This window comes from Thermococcus sp. ES12 (assembly GCF_012027515.1).
Classification (GTDB): domain Archaea; phylum Methanobacteriota_B; class Thermococci; order Thermococcales; family Thermococcaceae; genus Thermococcus; species Thermococcus barossii.
In genome coordinates this window covers 51,253-67,544 of sequence record NZ_SNUP01000003.1, presented here as the reverse complement: position 1 = coordinate 67,544, position 16,292 = coordinate 51,253, and the positions used below count along the sequence as shown (strand labels likewise).

Below are 16,292 nucleotides of genomic sequence, written 5' to 3'. Positions count from 1 at the left end.
AATGTTAGCGTCTTCTAATTGCGACGAGGATCACCAGGATGACCATTATTCCGGGCCCGCAGGTTTTTCCTGAGCTGGTGGGGGAGGATGTCTTTTCTGGACTTGAACTCTCGGTTGGGGAACTGGTCTCGGTTTCCGTTTCCGTGGGACTGAACTCGTAGGAGACCCCCGCCTGTCTGAAGTAGATATGGGACTTCACGGGGCTGTCGTCCCATCCACCTATGAGAAGCTGGAAATGGGTGGCGTTTTCAAACTCCCTCGTTGAGGCGTTTTTGATCAGCTCCCCCGATTCCCAAAACTCGACGTGGTCTTTGTAGAGGACGACTTTGAATGATTTGTACTCCCTGGGAATCTGCCTGGCTTCGCTGAGAGTCCCACCGGGCAAATCGTAGGCTATCTTGTCTGAAGGCCAGCTTATGTAGCGCATTCCCAGGTACTTTCCCGAATCGACATCGTAGATTCTGAACCACATCTCAGCAGTTCCCGGGTCTGTGAACTTCCACACACCGAAGAACTTTATGGAGTCCCAGTCATCAATCGTTATCACCTTGCTTCTGAGGAAGACGTGCTCCTTGTGGTAGTCCCTGAGCCTGAGGCCGTAGGTTTCGAAAACCGCCGCACCGTCCTCTTCGCTGAATCCGTTGCCCTTTCCGGCTGTATCCAGGCTCCATTTCCCCTCTATGCTTCCCGAACTGAAGTCATCGTAGAAGGCCACTTTCTCTGAAGGAGTTCCCGCGGTCAATCCCGAAAAGGCCAGAAGGCACGAAAGAAATAGGAAAAGGAACAGGCTTTTTCCCACCTTCACCGCCTCCTGTATGCGTAGGCTATAAGCGCCAGAATAACCAGCGCCGCAAGAACGTAATAGGTCGTGTTACCCCCTTCCGGAGCTCTTGCAGGGGTCGTTTCGGTCGGGCTTTCCGTGTGGGTTGGTGTTTCCGTCTCTCCAGAGGTTTCGTTCTCAACCTTCACCTTCTCCGCCACTGCGAAGAGTGAAAGCGACGGCACGCTGACCTTGTAGTACGCGTATCTCAGATCCTCGTACTCGAACGTCGGTTTGTACTCCTTCCAGCCGTTCTCGTAGTGCAGGAGCAGCAGCGAGGTCCTGCTCACGTTGTGCCTTACCATCCACTCCTTCGAAACCCTGAAGCGGAGCGTTGCATTTGCTATGCTCCAGTTCTCGGGGTGGGTAACGTTGAAGACCGCGTAGGTGATATAGTCGTATCCTTCCTGAGCCTCGACCTCCCCGGCCCTCTGGTAAACCGCCACCACTCCGCTCACCTTCACCCTTGGGAGGAAGTAGAGCCTGTAAAGGTCGGTCTTCGTGGAGACCGCCACCCAGTCACCAGAGTCAGCGGAGACTAGGTTGCCATCGGCCTCGTTCCGGACTTCGGGCCTCTTCAGGAGCTCGATCGTGAAGGCCTTCTCCACGCTCAGGTTTCCGTAGGTGCAGATGACGGTGAGCGTGTGGTTTCCGGGTTCAAGTTTCTCGGTGGGTACGAAGGCTCCCTCTCCGCTCAGGCTTCCGAGCCTCCAGGCTAGGGGGCATGGCTTGGACGTCTCTATTCCCACGGTTCCGCCGATGTAGAGCCTTTGGGGAGCAACATTTATCTCCGGCGGCTCCACCGTCCCGTTCTCCGGCACCGCAATGACAACGCTTCCGTTGGCATCTCCCCGGGATGTTTCCACGTCCCCGCCGATGGACGTTTCCACGTTGGAAGGCTCGATTCCGAAGGCCGGCTTCAGCTCGACGGTGCCCCTGTAGTGTCCCCTTCTCTCTATCGTCGCGTTGGTGAAGAGCCTTCCAACGCTCATGGTCACGTGGATCTCCTCGTCCTCCGGGAGTGCAACGAGCCTTCCCTCGGCACTCAGGATTATCGTATCGTTCCTGATTCTGACGTCGAAGGAATCAATGCTGGTAAAGTACGAGCCCAAAAACGCCTCGGTGAAGGCACCGTTCCTGAAGAGGGCGAACACCATGGAGGCGTTTCTCGGATCGGGTTTTATCTCCATCCTGAGGCTCCCCCGCATCTCGCCCTTCCTGCTCCCGGTTATCTCGACGCTCATTTCCTCCAGCGTCCCGTTGAAGAGCGATCCGACCCTGGTGAGCGGTGTGGGAACTATGTACTCCGCCCTGTAAATGTCCGTCTCGCCGAAGTTGAGGCTCACGTTGCCCCAGCCGTCGAGGCTTCCTCCCTCTCCCCCGAGGAGTATCGCCGTATCGAGTCTCTGGGCCTCAACGGTGTAGTTCGCCGGCGGGTCGAGAACCTGTATGCTCACCGGGAGCGGCTGTGTTAGGGTGGCGTAGATGTTGTAGAACGCCCACTCGCCCAGCGTGATGAATGTATCAACCGCTGCAGCTATCGAGCCCTTGGCGTCCTTTAGGGCCTTTTTCTGCTTCTCCGGGGAGAGGGACTGGAACGACTTCTTCTTCTTGATCTCCTTCACCACCAGCTCCTGCGCCTTTTCCTTGGCGATCTTCTTTGAGGTCTCGCTGAAGTCCTCCGCCATCTCCTCCTCCGGCGACTTCGGGTTCGCGGCGTCCTGAGCCTCCTTGTAAATCTCGTTCAGATCGTCGTTGTCTATTATCTCCAGCACGGTCTCAAGGAACAGAATCTGCAGGTCCTCGTCACCGAGTATTGCCTTCCCGTACTTCTTCACCACCTCAAGTTCCCTGGGCAGGGGGATGTCCCCGAAGTTGGCAACCTCCTCGTAGAACTGCCTGTCCATCCCGTAGTTCTGCTCCAGCCTCGCCATCGTGTTCAGGTCGAGTATGGCCGCGTACGTTGCGTCGTCCGCCGCTATAAGGTCGTTGGTCTCCGGTGAGTTCTGGGCCATCCAGGTGAAGTTCTTGTCCTCGTCCGGGAAGTCTATGTTCTCGACGATGTTGGTTATTTTGAGCATGCTCTTGGCTATGGCCATCGCTATGGTTCTCGCGGGAACGTCGATGTCATAAACGCCCAGGCCGCCCTCCACGCCTATCGCTATCAGGTCTATCTCGTTGAAGAGGAGGGAGTACTCGACTCCAACCGTGACGCGGTAGTGGGGTATAACGGTTCCCGGCTCTTTACTGTGGTCTGCTATCGCCTTGAACTCGAAGCCGGGTGGAATAACGTGGTACCATACGTAGCCCTCGGGGTTCATGTCGTAGTCTCCCTCCGCGTAATAGCTGTAGTAGACGTTGTCGTTGGTGTTCGTGAGCTTGAGGTATGTCTTGTTTCCGTTCACGCCTATGACGTCAACCTGAACCGGACCGACGTTTTCGGTGAAGGGTATGAAGCTCTTGTCGAGGGCCTCGACTGGCGTTTTCACGTAGTTTACAGGTATCGTCACGTAGTAACCCTGCCTGGGCTGGCCGTTTACGGTCTCGTTGTAGATCACGTTCATGGAGCTGAGGTACTCGCCGGAGAAGTTCACGGGCGGTATGAACCTCGGTGGAGCATCGAGCCACCAGGGCATCCACGCACCGTGGACCCACCTCTTCTCCCCAGGCTTCACGAGCCTCGTCAGGTTCTTCGACCAGACATCGGCCATGAAGGTGGCATCTCCCCCGCCGAGGAGTGTAACGGAGTTCCTCTTGAGAAGCTTGTTGTGCAGGTTTGGATCGCGTTCCGGAATGTAGTCCCTCACGCTGAACGACCGCAGATACGCCGGCCTGTCCCCGATGTTCTGGAAGGTGATGTCGAAGTGGTGGCTCTCGGCCGCTTCGAGGTTCTCGTCCCCATCCCCGTCGTAGGTGTAGCTGTTCAGGCCGTAGTTCTTGACGTGGCATTCCCCGCTCCCCTGGCACCACTGCCTTGTGTACACGTAGGCATCGTACTCGTTTATCTTGAAGACCGGTCCGAGGTCGAACTCTATCGTGGCGTTCCTCTCGTCCCTCAGTATTCCATCGGTGTCGTAGAGCCTTATCTTGAGCGGTATCTTCCCGTCGCCCGGCAGCTCGTCGGGCAGGGGGTCCCAGGTGAGCGTTATGGGGTCGAAGACCGTTATCGGGATGAGGGCGTTGAAATACCCGGTGGTGTTTCCGGGGACGGCAACCAGCAGGTTCACCCTTCCAGTGTGCCTCTCGATGTACTCCGGCAGGACGAGCTCGATCTTCGCAACGCCCGTTAGCCCTCCGATGTTCTTCAGGAGAACGCTCACGTTTGCAAAGCGCTCGTCGTAGGGGATGGAGGTTCCGTAGTAGTCCGGGTCGCGGCGGTAGACGTAAACTGCCGTGGGATGGCTGATCGAAAAGCCCTCTATCCTTATGTCGGCGTTCCCGAAGCGCACCTTCCTGACGGCGCTGATGCTCGTTCCCTCCGCGTTCTTTGCCGTGAACTTCAGGTAGCCGGTACCGGTGAGGTTCCTTCCGAGGGTGTCCAGCGTTATGTAGTCGTAGTACTCCCCTGAATTGGGTGTGCTCTCGCCGAGTATCTCCTCGGTGCCGTTGTAGATCAGGGTGTAGTTCACCTTGGTAATGGGGCTCCGGGATGTTGCCCTTCCGGCGAGGCTCACAACGCCCCTGACGGTGTCGTTCTCCATCGGGTACAGGTTGAGCGAGACGCCGAGCAGGCTGGAGCCCCAACCGGGGCCCGTGCCGACGGTGCTTCCCGGTGAGATGTTACCGGTTTCGCTCAGGATGTCGTAGTTCTCCTCCTCTTCCCCGCTGGCCGTGTACATCGTCCCGCCCGTGTAGTTTTTCACGAATTTCGGCTCGTGGCCTCCCCAGTCGGTGTTGTTGATGGAGAGCGAGCCCGCTTTCTTGGTCAGGTGTATCCCCTTCCCGTTCACCAGCGAATTGTTCTCCAGCGCGAGAATCGCGTTCCCGTCCACGAGGAGCCCGAGTCCGTTGTTCTGGACGATGCTGTTGGTCAGGCTCACCCTTCCGCCGTTCCCGCCGGTTACGGAGATTCCAACGCTCCCCCCGGTTACCGTGTCGTGGTCCAGGAGAAGGTTCGTCCCCTTCCAGGTTCCGAGGACGATTCCCTCCCCGTTGTCGAAGAGCAAACTGTTGTAAACCGTTCCGTTGACCTCGGAGAGGTCCATGCCCCTGCCGTTGTGCATGACGTAGTTGCTCCGTATATCCGCCCTGGCCTGGCGTATCCACAGCCCCACCTCGTTTCCGGTTATCGTGCTCGAGACTATCTCAACGCTCCCCTTTGAACCCAGGGGGAGGAGGTGAACTCCGTACTCGAAACCACTCACGGTGCTCCCGTTGATGATGATGTCAAACCTGCCGTCCGACCACACCCCGTAACACGTTCCATCTCCCGTTATCTCGCTCCGCTCCATCTTCAGGTACCCGGAGGCCTCAACGCTCCCGTGAACCGTTGAGCCAATTATCCTGACTCTGGAGTAATACTCCGACGTCACGTTGCCGTTTATCTCGTCCCCCGCCAGGATGAGCCTCGCGGAGCTTCCATGGACTGGAGCATTAACGACGCTGTCCCTCAGACCGGCCGCTCCGCCCACGGTGTAAAGGGTTCCCCTGAAGGCCCCGAGCTGGAGGTATGGATAACGGTTCGGGCTCCTGACGTGAACGGCTATGACGTTATCCCCCGTTCTCAGATAGCCGGCGATGTCAACGAGCCCCATGAGCGGATGGGCGCTTATGCTTCCTCCGCCCCAGCCCTGGACGAAGGAGAGCTGGGCCTCATGGTCGAGCTCGTCAACCACCTTCCTTCCGTTCACGTATATCTCGACGCCGCTTATCGCGTAGTAGTCCAGCCAGGCCAGGACCGGCAGTTTCTCAAAGCTCACCACCTTCTTCAGGTACAGGTCGGTGAATTCTCCCACCTCAGTTCCCGACGTGAAGTGAGAGCGGTACATATCGGCCGAGAACGGAGCCGTTCCAGAGCTCATCCCTGTGCTTTCCGGCACGTACATCCAGTTCTCCCCGGGCTCGCTGGTGGAGTAGAACCACTCGGCGTTCTCGCCTATGACCGTGCCTCCGACTTCTGTGTCCTCTTCGCTCCAGAACATCGGGGTGCTGAAGGAAACGCTCCCGCCGTCTATTCTGCATCCCCTCAGCAGAACGTCGGTCGACAGGGTTCCGAAGGTCGAATCCTCAAGCCGGGAGTTCATTATTACCATGTGGGACTGGGCCGAGCCGTTCCGCAGTCCCTCAACCGTCATGTTTCTGAGGACACTCGCGTCCCTGTCGAGGTCGCTCGTTGCGGGTATGCCGTCCACGTCTTCGACGCGGAGCGTCCCATCGGGCTTGACCTGGATCTTTCCTCCCTCGATGGTGTAGCTTCTCAGCCTCAGCTTTCCATCAACGAACGCGAAGAAGCGGCCCCCCTTTCCGCCCTCGAAGGTTGATTCCTTTCCTTTGTCCACGTAAACCATCAGGTAAGTTAGATACGGGGACACGTCGCCGGTGACGTTAACGTCGTGAAGTTCTATCCCCCCGGCGTTGATGGCGTGGAAGGCGTAGTCGCTGCCCGTGACGTTGGTGTCGTAGAGATAAATCCAGTTGCTTCCCAGCTCAAGCTCGAAGTTCCTCTCTCCGTTGGACTCTATCAGGGAATCACGGAAGCCCAAACGGATCTTCTTCGCGCAGACGCCCTTTCCGTTGTTCCTAACGGTCACGTTCTTCAGTTCCTCTATGGCGTAGCCGTATCTGGGGGCCTCAAGGTAAAGCCCGCATTCGCGGTTGTTCTCCACGAGCAGGTTTTCCATCTTCCAGTACCAGTCCGAGGCAACTCCGACGAACTTTATTCCAAAATCGTTGTTCCTGAAGGTGCTGTTGGCGATGATGAGGCTTCCTGATGAGTTCCAGAGGGGTCTGAGGTAGGTGAGTCCCTTCCCGTCGTGGAAGCTGCTCCCCCTCACGCTCAGGCTCCCGCTGGCGGTTATTTCTCCCACGACCTCGCTCCCATCAAGCTCGACGGTCGAGAGGTTGAAGACAAGCTCCCCGGTGAGCGAAGAGTGCAGGAAGCTCGCGGTGCCCGTGAAGTTACCACCGTCAAAGCCCTTCATGCCAGACTCGCTCACCTCAACGGTTCCGCCTTCACCGTAGAGACCCAGGGAGGTGCCGTAGATGAGCGAGCCCTGAAGAGCCCTCAGCGTTCCGTTGACCTCCACTTCACTGCCGAGGAGATGAACCCTGCAGTTTCTCAGCTCAAGGGAGCCGCTTCCGGTTATCAGGAGGCTTCCGTTGACGGTGTAGTCCCTCCCGTTGCAGGTCTGGACGTTATCAACGACCCAGTCACCCGTCAATGGCGGTCCCTCGACCTTGACCTTGAAGACCTGGATCACGGCTTCCCCGCAGAGGTCAACCGCCTTTACCTTTACGATGTTGTTGGCGTAGGGCTGGAGATACTCCGAGACATCCATGCCGGGGGAGTATTCCATGTAGCTGTTTCCGTTTATCGAGATGTATATCCCCTCGAGGTTTCCGTTCGGGTCCTTGGCTTCGATGACCGGCACGACGGCTTCACCGGGCCTCACCGAGTCGGGGAGCTCCACCTTCAGCTCCGGCCTCTCGTTGCCCTTACAGACCGTAAAGCCCGTTTCCGCACTCACCTCGTTTCCGCACGGCCCCTTCGCGGTTACCTTCAGTATAACCGGCTCTCCACCGAGTTTTTCCATATCTTTCATGAATGGCCGCATGTCGAGGACGAAGCTTCCGGTAAGGCTCAGCCTTTCACCCTCCCACGTGTAGCTGACGTTCGGTGAGAACTCCTCCGTGTAACGCAGGTTCTCGATCGTTAGTGAGTAGTTCGCCGGGAGGGAGTTGCCGGTCATCGTGAAGTTGATCGGGATGAACAGGCTCATCACGTTGCCCTCTGGAGACCTCAGCTCCAGGGCGCAGTCTTCAAAGCAGGGCCAGAGAACCTCAACGTGCCTCGTCTGAAGGGCCTTGAAATGTCCGTAGCCATCTGAGACAACGGCGTAGAAGCTGTGCCCTCCGTTGAGGTGTCCGCTAAATGTTTTTTCGCACGTGTAGACGAGCTTGGAGTGGATGTTGCCCCTCTCGTCCACTTGGCTGACCCAGTGATATTCTACTGGCACGCTGTAGCTCGCTCCGTCCCAGACTATCCTGCACGCACTTATCTCGTCCTCAGATGAGACCTTGACGGTTATCCTATCCGTGTCGGAGGGAAGCTCGGCACCGTCCGCTGGGGTTGGGGGCACGTACCGGACGTTCAGGCTCGGATATGGTATCTTCACGCTCTTCCACGTTGCCTCGCCCCTGTTGCCGTACCTGTCAACCGGAACGACGGAGATGTTGTAGGTCTCTCCCGTGGTTAGGAAGGCCGTATAGCCCCCTATCGAGCCCGGCTCCCCCGTGAAGTTCCCCACCAGCGTTTCGTTTATCCAGAGCTCGGTGTGGTTGAAGTCCTCGTCGGACGGGTTTTGCCACGCTATCTCGGCGCCACCGACGAAGGGATATATCTGGAGGTATGCTATCTTCTTCGGCGGGGTCGTGTCCCTGACCGTGAGGAAGAAGTACCTGTCGTAGCCGAGGTGGTTGAGGGCATCCGCAACGGAGATGAAGTAGATGACGTAGCCCTCCTCGCTGGTGTTGAAGGGTATAAAGAACGGAACCTCGCTCTCCCACTCTCCCGCTCCGAGCCTGTACCAGCCGGCCTGGGGCGTGTTCGCGTCTGGGTTGAAGTCCACCGTGTACCAGCCCGGATGGGGGTCCCTTGCGGTGATCCAGACCCCTGCCTTTGAGAGCCTCTCGGCCACCACCCAAACCTGGTCTTCCGTCCCACTAACGACCGTCAGGTTAACGAGCTCGTCCACCACCTCCGGGTCGGTTGAGTCCGTGACAACGGTTCTCGGTTCACTTGCCCCGGTTGCCCCTCCCTCGTCCGTTCCGTAGGCCCTGAACGTATGGGGCCCATCATCGACCAGAACCGGGCCGAACTCCCAGCTCTTCCCGGAACCGCTCATGGTGTGGTTGAGGCCGTCCAGCTCAAGAACGGCCGAGCTGAGGTTCTCGCTGGAGTTTATCGCAAAGGAAAGCCACCCTGAGCCGAGCAGGGAGCCGTTTTCCGGTGTTGGTGGGACGAACTGAATTTCGGGAGGCTCGTTCTCCGGCGGATTCACGTGCATGAGCCACCAGTGCCTCGCGAGACCGTTCCCGTTCCCGGCGATGACGCTCACGTTCCAGAGGCCCGGAATCAGGGTCGAGTTCGTGTACGTGGATTCGTTTCCTACCTCTTCAAAAACCTCCGTCCCGTTGACGAACCACGTGACGTTTGCAATCTGGTTGAGTTCCACCGAGAAGACCGCTGTCCCGTTGTGGGGAAGCTCCACCTCGCTGCTTTCTGGGGAGAATGAGATTATCCTCAGCCTTTCCCCGACGCGGAAGCACAGCTCCGGTGTCTCGTTCTCGTTCCCGAAGGTGTCGTTCGCCCTGATGTACCAGCAGAAGACCTTCCCCGCGAAGTTCCCGTCGGTGTTTATGCTCCAGTTGCTCCAGCCGCCGGCGATTTCGAGGGGAACCTCGCTCCAGACGAAGGCTCCGTCAACGAAGGTCGCGTTCGTCACCAGAACGGCCCCGTCGAGATGGGCATCGCTCCACCTCGCGAATACCTCAATGCTCTCCCCTTCAAGAACCTCGTCCGAACTCTGGCCGTATTCGATGAACCCCGGGGCCGTTGCATCTATCTCTATCGTTCTCTCCTCGGTGGCGTTGCTAACTCCGTCGGCCGAGCCGTAAACGCGGAAGGTGTAGGTTCCATCGGCGAGGTCTTCCTTGGTTGCCCACCAGCTCCTTCCGGAGCCGCTCATGCTCTCGTTGACGCCGTTCCATTCGAGGGTTGCGCTTTCAAGGTCGAGCGACGAGGTGACGTTTATAACCACTGTTCTCACGTTGAGCCTTGCCCCGTTTTCCGGCGTTGGCCCGACGAAGCTCACCGTGAGGCCCGGCCTCGGATAGACGTACCACGCCCAGAACTGGCTCGCCGAGCCGTTGGCGTTCTCTACCGCCGCCCTTACCCCGTGCTCCCCCTCTCCAGCGTCGGAGTTGGTGTAGGTGGACGTTTCGACGTTCTGTTCCGTCTTTACGGGGTTCCCGTCGAGGTACCAGGTGACGTTCACAATCTGACTCGCGGTTATGCTGAAAGTCACGGTATCGCCGACGTAGCTCTCGACAGGGCTTTCGGGGGAGTGGGAAACTATCTCCGGCGGCTCATAAAGCCGGAAGCACTCGGTTGGGGTCGAGTTCCAGTGCTCCAGGGAGTCCGATGCTTCTATGAACCAGCAGTAGAGACCCGGATCAAGCCCCTCGGTTGAAATCGTGAAGTTGCTCCATCCCTCGCTCCCCTCGAAGAAGGTATCGTCTATCCAGTCCCATGCCCCTCCCTCGGTTGCGTTCGTGACGAGCCTCGCGTAGCTGAGATGCGGGTCGCTCCAGAAGGCGTGAACGTGAAGCTCCCCTCCGGGCGGGATTCCAGCTTTGTCCTGCCCGACATCCGAGTATTCGGGTGCCTTCGTGTCAACCTCGAAGCTCCGTCCCTCGCTCGTTCCGTTGTTGCCAGCTAAGTCAGTTCCGTAGGCTTTGAAAGTGTGAATCCCGTCCAAAACGTCGGCCTCGTAGTACCAGCTCCTTCCGGAGCCGAGCATGGTGTGGTTTGCTCCATCGAACTCGATTATGGCCCCGCTCAGGTTCTCGTTCGAGGTGACGTTGATGACCACGTGGGAGTACCCGATGAGGGCACCATTCTCTGGAGTCGGCTCAACGAAGGTCAGAACCGGAGGCGTAACGTCGTTCTCCTCCTGGGCCAGCGGGGCAAAGATGCTGAACTGTGTCAGGTTCGCTTCGACAAGGTTCTTCGATGTGTCCAGGCTCCCTCCGCTCGTCCCATCGAGCGTCCAGCCCTCGTTGAAGCGCCATATCTGCAGGGTGTCCTCTCTGAGGCCTCCCAGCGATGAATCGTCGTAGTAAAGGCCCAGATGGAGCCAGGAATCGGCGTCTATCTCCAGGTACTCTCCAACGTCCCCGTAGCCCTCCGGGGGAGCGGGTCTGTTCTCCGGCGAAACACCCCTCAGGAGACAGTTTTCAGGGCAGACTATCTCGGTCTGTACTCCGTTTATCCTGTTTCCGCTCAGCGAGCCTTTGAACTCCCCGATAACGAGTATCGCCCACGCGTTCTCCTCCGACAGGTTGGTCGTCAGCCCGTTGTTGTCTATCGAGGAATCTTCCGCCAGATACAGGTAGAGCGCGTAGCCGGGGGTTTCTCCCACGCCGCTTATCGAGATCGTGTTGTCGTAAACCCATGCCGAGGAGTAGAACACCTCTATCCCATCGGCGCTGTCGCCCTCGGTTACAACGGTGTTCCCGTAAACGTCGCTTTCGCCGTCCGTCTCGTAGACGTAGATTCCGACCCCCTGGAAGCCCGAGACGCTCACCTCGTTGTTCCTGACCACGTGATTTCCACCGTAGCTGAGGTAGATTCCGTAGCGCTCGCTCTCTCCGGCCTCCCTTATGATGATATTGTTGTTCTCGACCGTGCAGTTCCCCACGTCATCGAGCCAGACCCCGATGTTGGAAACCGACGAGTCTATCTCAAACCCCCTCAGCGTGACGTTGTCCGAGCTCACGTAGAAGACCGGCTTTTTCCCGTTCTCCCATTCGGAGCCGTCGCCGGTTATGCGGGCATTTTCGCCCGTTTCCACCGTCAGGGGCTTGTCCACCTCGACGCTCTCCGGGTACGTCCCGGCGAGGACTATCACCGTCCCACCCTTGACGGCCCCGTCTATGCCGTCCTGGAGCGGGGTCTCGCTGGGGTTTAGCTCGCCTCCCTCGTACCACCAGCCGCTCTCGTTTACGTAGACGGTTTCGGCCGGTGTGAGCGTCGTTGCCGTGTCGTTCACCCAGGTGGTGTTCACGTTCCCGGAATAATCCCTCGTGAGGATTCCAATCGTATGGGTCTCCCCCGGTGACAGCTCGTCGAGCCACCACTCACCCTCGTCGGTCTCGCCCTGAAACTCCCCGTCGATGTAAACGAGGGCAGTCTCAAAGTCCTCATCCTCCGGGTTGTCCCACGTCCAGTGGATGTAGTCGGCCCCAACCTCGTGGGTAAGATTCCTAACCGTTCCCGGCGGGGTCGTGTCTTCCTCCTCCGCGTTCACGTAGAAGTTCACCTGAGCCATTCCTCTCTCGTCGCCGGCCAGGGCGTATACCACGAGGCGGTTCTCCCCGTTCGGCGCCGTTATGGTGGTGTTCGGGGTGAACGTCACGTTCTCTCCCCCGTTGAGCGAGTAGCGCCACTCATCAACCGGCTTGTTGGCGGTGACGTTCAGGTCTATCACGGACGTGTCGTACTCCCTTTCCTCCGGGGAAACGATGGTCACCTCAAGGGGCTCGTCCTCCGGAAGGGCCGGCTCGTACTCAACCGCGGCGTTGTCAAAGTACATGTGGGAGTAAAGGGGAGAACTCTCCCAGCCGCCAAGCACGAACTGGAACCTCGTCGTCCCGCTCATGCTGGTTGTGGAGATTGTTTTCACAAGAATCCCGCTTTCCCAGAACTCGAAGCGGTCCCTGTAAATTACGATTTTGAACGGAACGTAGTTCGTTGGAATCTCACGCGGTTCATCCTGGGAGGTGCCGTCGTACCGGTAGGATACCTTCGGCCCGTTCCAGCTTATGTAATGCACTCCCACGTATTTCCCTGTGTCAAGGTCCACGACGTGGACGAGCATCTCGGCGGTGTTGGGGTCGGTGAACTTCCAGTCCGCCTCGAAGGTTACCGAGCTCCAGTTATCCACGTCGATTTCCCTGCTTTTCAGGAGAGCGTGTCCCGAGTCCCAGCCCCCGTGGCCGTAGGTTACGACCTGAATCTCGCCGCTTGTCTCGGTGACGCTGTTCCCATCGCCCACCACCTCCGTGCTCCATCTCGCCGGATCGAGGCTGTTGTCGTTGAAGTCGTCCTGAAAAACGTACGTCCCCTGGGCCTGGACAACGTGGGAAACGCCGACGAAGCCCACGTTTAGGTAAGACGCTAAGAGGAGATATATCAAAAAGACCGTGAGTTTTCTCATGTCTTTTCCCTCCCGCGAAGAAGAGCCGGGGGCTGCGAGCGGGGGTGAAAATCCTAAAATCTTATTTGAGCCTGCAGTCCGAGGCTCTCCTTACATTATCGTATCATAGGCCTAACTACGCTCCCAAAGTATAATAAGCTTTTGGTGAATCTCCAAAATGTTAAAAAAGCTACAATAGGCGTCTTTTCCCCAGCAATGGCCAATAATGTGTATTTTGACGCAGTTACGTTTCATCCAAGATAGGAGCTCTCGGTTTCCTGAAGAGGACATCGAGCTCCTCTCTTCTCTGCCTGACCTTTTCAAGGAGGCTTCTCACCCTTTCGTCATCTGGATACTTTCTCATCAGGCTCACAAGGATGCCCTCGGCGAAGCCCAGGAGCGAGACCTCTATGAACTCCTTCCCCTTCTTGCTTTCGAGCCCCTCGTTGAGAGCCACGAACGAATCTATCCTTCCGACAAGGCCCGTCTCCCCGAGTTCTCCACACAGTTCCTTCAATTCTTCAATCTCAGGGACGTTCACACCGGCACCCCCTACAGCTTCAAACTGAAGAACCTCACGGTGTTTCCTTCGGTTATCCTTTCGACTTCCTCAAACTCCATGCCCTTAAGCTTTGCCACCTCCTCGATGGCAACGCGGACGTTGCATGGGATGTTCCTCCGCCCCCTTACGGGGCTCATGTAGGGGCTGTCAGTCTCGACGAGGAGGTGATCGACCTCGATGGCCTTCGCAACGGCCTTCACCTCTGGGATGAAAACTATTCCAGTGTTTATACCGATGGGGTGTCCGTTCTCGGCTATCTCCCTTGCCAGTTCAATGCTCCCTGCGAAGGAGTGGAAGTACGCCCTGGCCCCAACTTTCTGAACGAGCTCGAAGGCCTCTCTTTCCGCCTCCCTCGCGTGTATCACCACGGGCAATTCAAGTTCAACCGCCAGTTCGAGAAAGTGCCTGAAGATTGCCCTCTGGTTCTCTCTCTGCCTTTCGTTTTCAGCATAGTGGTAGTCGAGGCCTATCTCTCCCACCGCCACTATCTCATCCTTGTGTTCGAGGATGAAGTTCTCGACCTTTTCCACCTTCTCCCAGTTGCCCCTTCTGGCCTCGTTTGGGTGGTAGCCGAGCGTTGGAAAGACGAAGCCGAAGTGGGGCTTTAACAGCTCCCAGCTCTTCCAGACGTGGGCTTTGCGGTACTCTGTGATGGAATCCACGACTGCCCTGAGCTCCTTCCGACACTCTTCTATCACCTGTGGCGCGTCCTTTTTGTAGAACTCGAAATGAGCGTGTGCGTCAAGCATGTTTTTTCGCTTCATGGGATTATAGAAAAGCTTTTCCGTTGTTTGGATGACTATTTATCGGAGGTTAAAGCACATGGAAAACAAGGAGGGTTCTGCCATCAGCATGGACGGGATAGTGGAGGCGCTTAGGGATAAGTCTCCAAAGGAGCTTTTGAGCTATGCCATCTTCAATGAGGAAGAGGAGGCAAAATACTACGCCAAACTGGCTGAAAAGGCCAAGAGGGCCAGTATCAAAGCTCTGTTCATCAAAATGAGTGAAGACAGTAAGGGACACCGTGACTGGCTGTACAGGCTCTTCAAAAAGCTCTATCCTGATGAGGAACCCGTGAAGGTTGAGGCTCCCCCTGTGGAGGTTGCCCCTTTTTACCCGGAGTTTGAGAGCGTTGAGGACTACCTATCTGCCCTCAAGTACTGCATGGAAAGCGAGCTGTTTGCCAAGAAAACCTACGAGCTTCTGGCCAAGGTTGCAAGGGACGAGGATACGAAGGCATTCGCACTCAATCTGGCCGCGATGGAGGAGGACCATTATAACTCGATAAGAAAGATGTACGAACTCATGCTCTCCCTTGAGGAGAAGGAGATAACCCCCGAGAAACTTGAGCCTGGGGGATACCTCTTCACTGACGAGCTGAAGGCGAAGTACTTCCTAATAGACCTCCTGGAGAGCGGTGTTGAGCTGTCGGCGGTCATAAGAGAGAAGCCCGAGAAGTTCCTTGAAATGCTGGACGGCAGCAAGGTTAGCGTGGTGTGGATAACCAGGACCGAAGTTGACGGTTCCATACGCCCCGATAAGATACCTATGCTCAAGAAGATGTTCTGCAGATTCTTGGGCAAGACCTCAGAGGGCAGAGGTAAGGGCGCAGTTTTCCTCCAGAATCTCAGCTATCTCGCGCTTGAGCTCGGGTTCAAGAGCATGATGGACGTTGTGCTTTACCTGAAGGACTGTGCACTCTTGTACGATGGCTACATCCTGGCCACGGCAGTCAAAGAGGCCTTCAGCCCCCGCGAATGGGCCCTACTTACCTCGGAACTCAAGGAGGTCTCCTGATCAGAGCTTTCTGGTTTCCCACACTACCCTTCCATCCTTTCTGACCACCTTCAGAATACGGTGGTAGGGTATCTGGGCATCGCCGACGAAGAAGTAACCGTGCCCCAGTTCTATCATTCCCACGGGAATCTTCTTTATATCCCCGTAGGCCCCGCGATGTTCGATTACGATGTAGTAGTCCCCTTCGTCCTCCCTCGGGTCGTACTTTATCTTGGCCAGAACCTCCTTCACAGTCCCCTTTCGCATCAGAGCCACCCCAGTATCGAGTTGATATTCCCCCGCCAGTCCTTGATGACCCACCCGTGTCCGGGAAGTCCAAAGTCAACCTCGTATTCGAGGAGCTTTTCGAGGCTCTCCTGAAGTTTCCAGCCGTTTCCGGTCGGTAGATCCACCCTGCCCACGGTTCCCTTGAAGACCGTGTCGCCGGTGAACATAACCCTCGTCTCCCCGTCGTCCAGATAAAGGCACGCACTTCCCGCGGTGTGACCTGGGGTGTGAACCAGCTCAAGCTCCAGGGAACCCACTTTGAGCCTTTCTCCATCCCCCATGTGAAGGTCAACCCTCTGCGGCTCAAACTTTCTACCGTAGGAATAGGCCAGAATCACGTAGTCGTCTCCCTTCTCCAGCGTTTTTGCAGTAACCTCGTGGGCGGCGAAGAGAACCTCAATGCCCTTCCCCTTCAGCCAGTCCGCCAGGGTAGAGTTTCCGCCCACGTGGTCGAAGTGCTCGTGGGTGTTAAAGATTATCGCCCTCTTCACCTCCCTTAGATAGCCTTCTCTCTCCCAGATTTCAGCGTAGACGTGCCAGTTAACGCCGGTGCCAGTGTCTATGATGAGGGCCTCATCCCCATCCCTCACGAGGTAAACGTTGGAGTCCCAGCCGATTCCCCGGAGCATAACGATGTGGGGAGGAATCTCAACCGGCACTATCTCGCGGGGGAACTCCTCGATTGAGCTTATCCTCACGCTTTCACCTC

General features: G+C 57.2%; 7 protein-coding genes. 1 reads left to right on the top strand and 6 read right to left on the bottom strand.

Features of this window, described 5'->3' with window-relative positions; genetic code table 11:
- Positions 1 to 4: 4 nt before the first annotated feature.
- From E3E37_RS08180 to E3E37_RS08165, 4 genes are all read right to left on the bottom strand, one after another.
- On the bottom strand, positions 5 to 805 hold the full coding sequence (locus E3E37_RS08180) for a CGP-CTERM sorting domain-containing protein (RefSeq protein WP_232460681.1): 801 nt from the start codon (positions 803 to 805) through the stop codon (positions 5 to 7).
- A complete protein-coding gene (locus E3E37_RS08175) occupies positions 802 to 12,978 on the bottom strand; it encodes a right-handed parallel beta-helix repeat-containing protein (RefSeq protein ID WP_167716510.1) in 12,177 nt (4,058 codons plus the stop codon). Before E3E37_RS08175 ends, E3E37_RS08180 begins: the two co-directional genes overlap by 4 nt.
- 223 nt (positions 12,979 to 13,201) lie before the next feature.
- Positions 13,202 to 13,498 (bottom strand): DUF3216 domain-containing protein, encoded by a 297-nt coding sequence (locus E3E37_RS08170; RefSeq protein WP_088864842.1) that lies wholly within the window; start codon positions 13,496 to 13,498, stop codon positions 13,202 to 13,204.
- Between the two features lie 11 nt (positions 13,499 to 13,509).
- The gene (locus tag E3E37_RS08165; protein WP_167716508.1) at positions 13,510 to 14,268 is read right to left on the bottom strand and encodes a YchF/TatD family DNA exonuclease; all 759 of its coding nucleotides are present in this window, start codon (positions 14,266 to 14,268) and stop codon (positions 13,510 to 13,512) included.
- Positions 14,269 to 14,341: 73 nt separating this feature from the next.
- Here E3E37_RS08165 and E3E37_RS08160 point away from each other — a divergent pair, with 73 nt between their 5' ends.
- A complete protein-coding gene (locus E3E37_RS08160; protein ID WP_167716506.1) occupies positions 14,342 to 15,316 on the top strand; it encodes a DUF835 domain-containing protein in 975 nt (324 codons plus the stop codon).
- Here the strand turns inward: E3E37_RS08160 and E3E37_RS08155 are convergent, their stop codons facing one another.
- Together E3E37_RS08155 and E3E37_RS08150 are read right to left on the bottom strand one after the other, a co-directional pair.
- Positions 15,317 to 15,562 (bottom strand): DUF504 domain-containing protein, encoded by a 246-nt coding sequence (locus E3E37_RS08155; protein WP_088864839.1) that lies wholly within the window; start codon positions 15,560 to 15,562, stop codon positions 15,317 to 15,319. It abuts the gene before it with no gap.
- On the bottom strand, positions 15,562 to 16,281 hold the full coding sequence (locus E3E37_RS08150; protein ID WP_167716504.1) for an MBL fold metallo-hydrolase: 720 nt from the start codon (positions 16,279 to 16,281) through the stop codon (positions 15,562 to 15,564). The genes E3E37_RS08155 and E3E37_RS08150 overlap by 1 nt, the downstream gene beginning before the upstream one ends.
- Between the last annotated feature and the right edge of the window lie 11 nt (positions 16,282 to 16,292).

Bases quoted from the DNA above. Each gene is read 5' to 3' on its own strand.
- E3E37_RS08155 (WP_088864839.1), bottom strand. From the start codon at position 15,562: ATGCGAAAGGGGACTGTGAAGGAGGTTCTGGCCAAGATAAAGTACGAC.
- E3E37_RS08165 (WP_167716508.1), bottom strand. From the start codon at position 14,268: ATGCTTGACGCACACGCTCATTTCGAGTTCTACAAAAAGGACGCGCCA.
- E3E37_RS08160 (WP_167716506.1), top strand. From the start codon at position 14,342: ATGGAAAACAAGGAGGGTTCTGCCATCAGCATGGACGGGATAGTGGAG.
- E3E37_RS08175 (WP_167716510.1), bottom strand. From the start codon at position 12,978: ATGAGAAAACTCACGGTCTTTTTGATATATCTCCTCTTAGCGTCTTAC.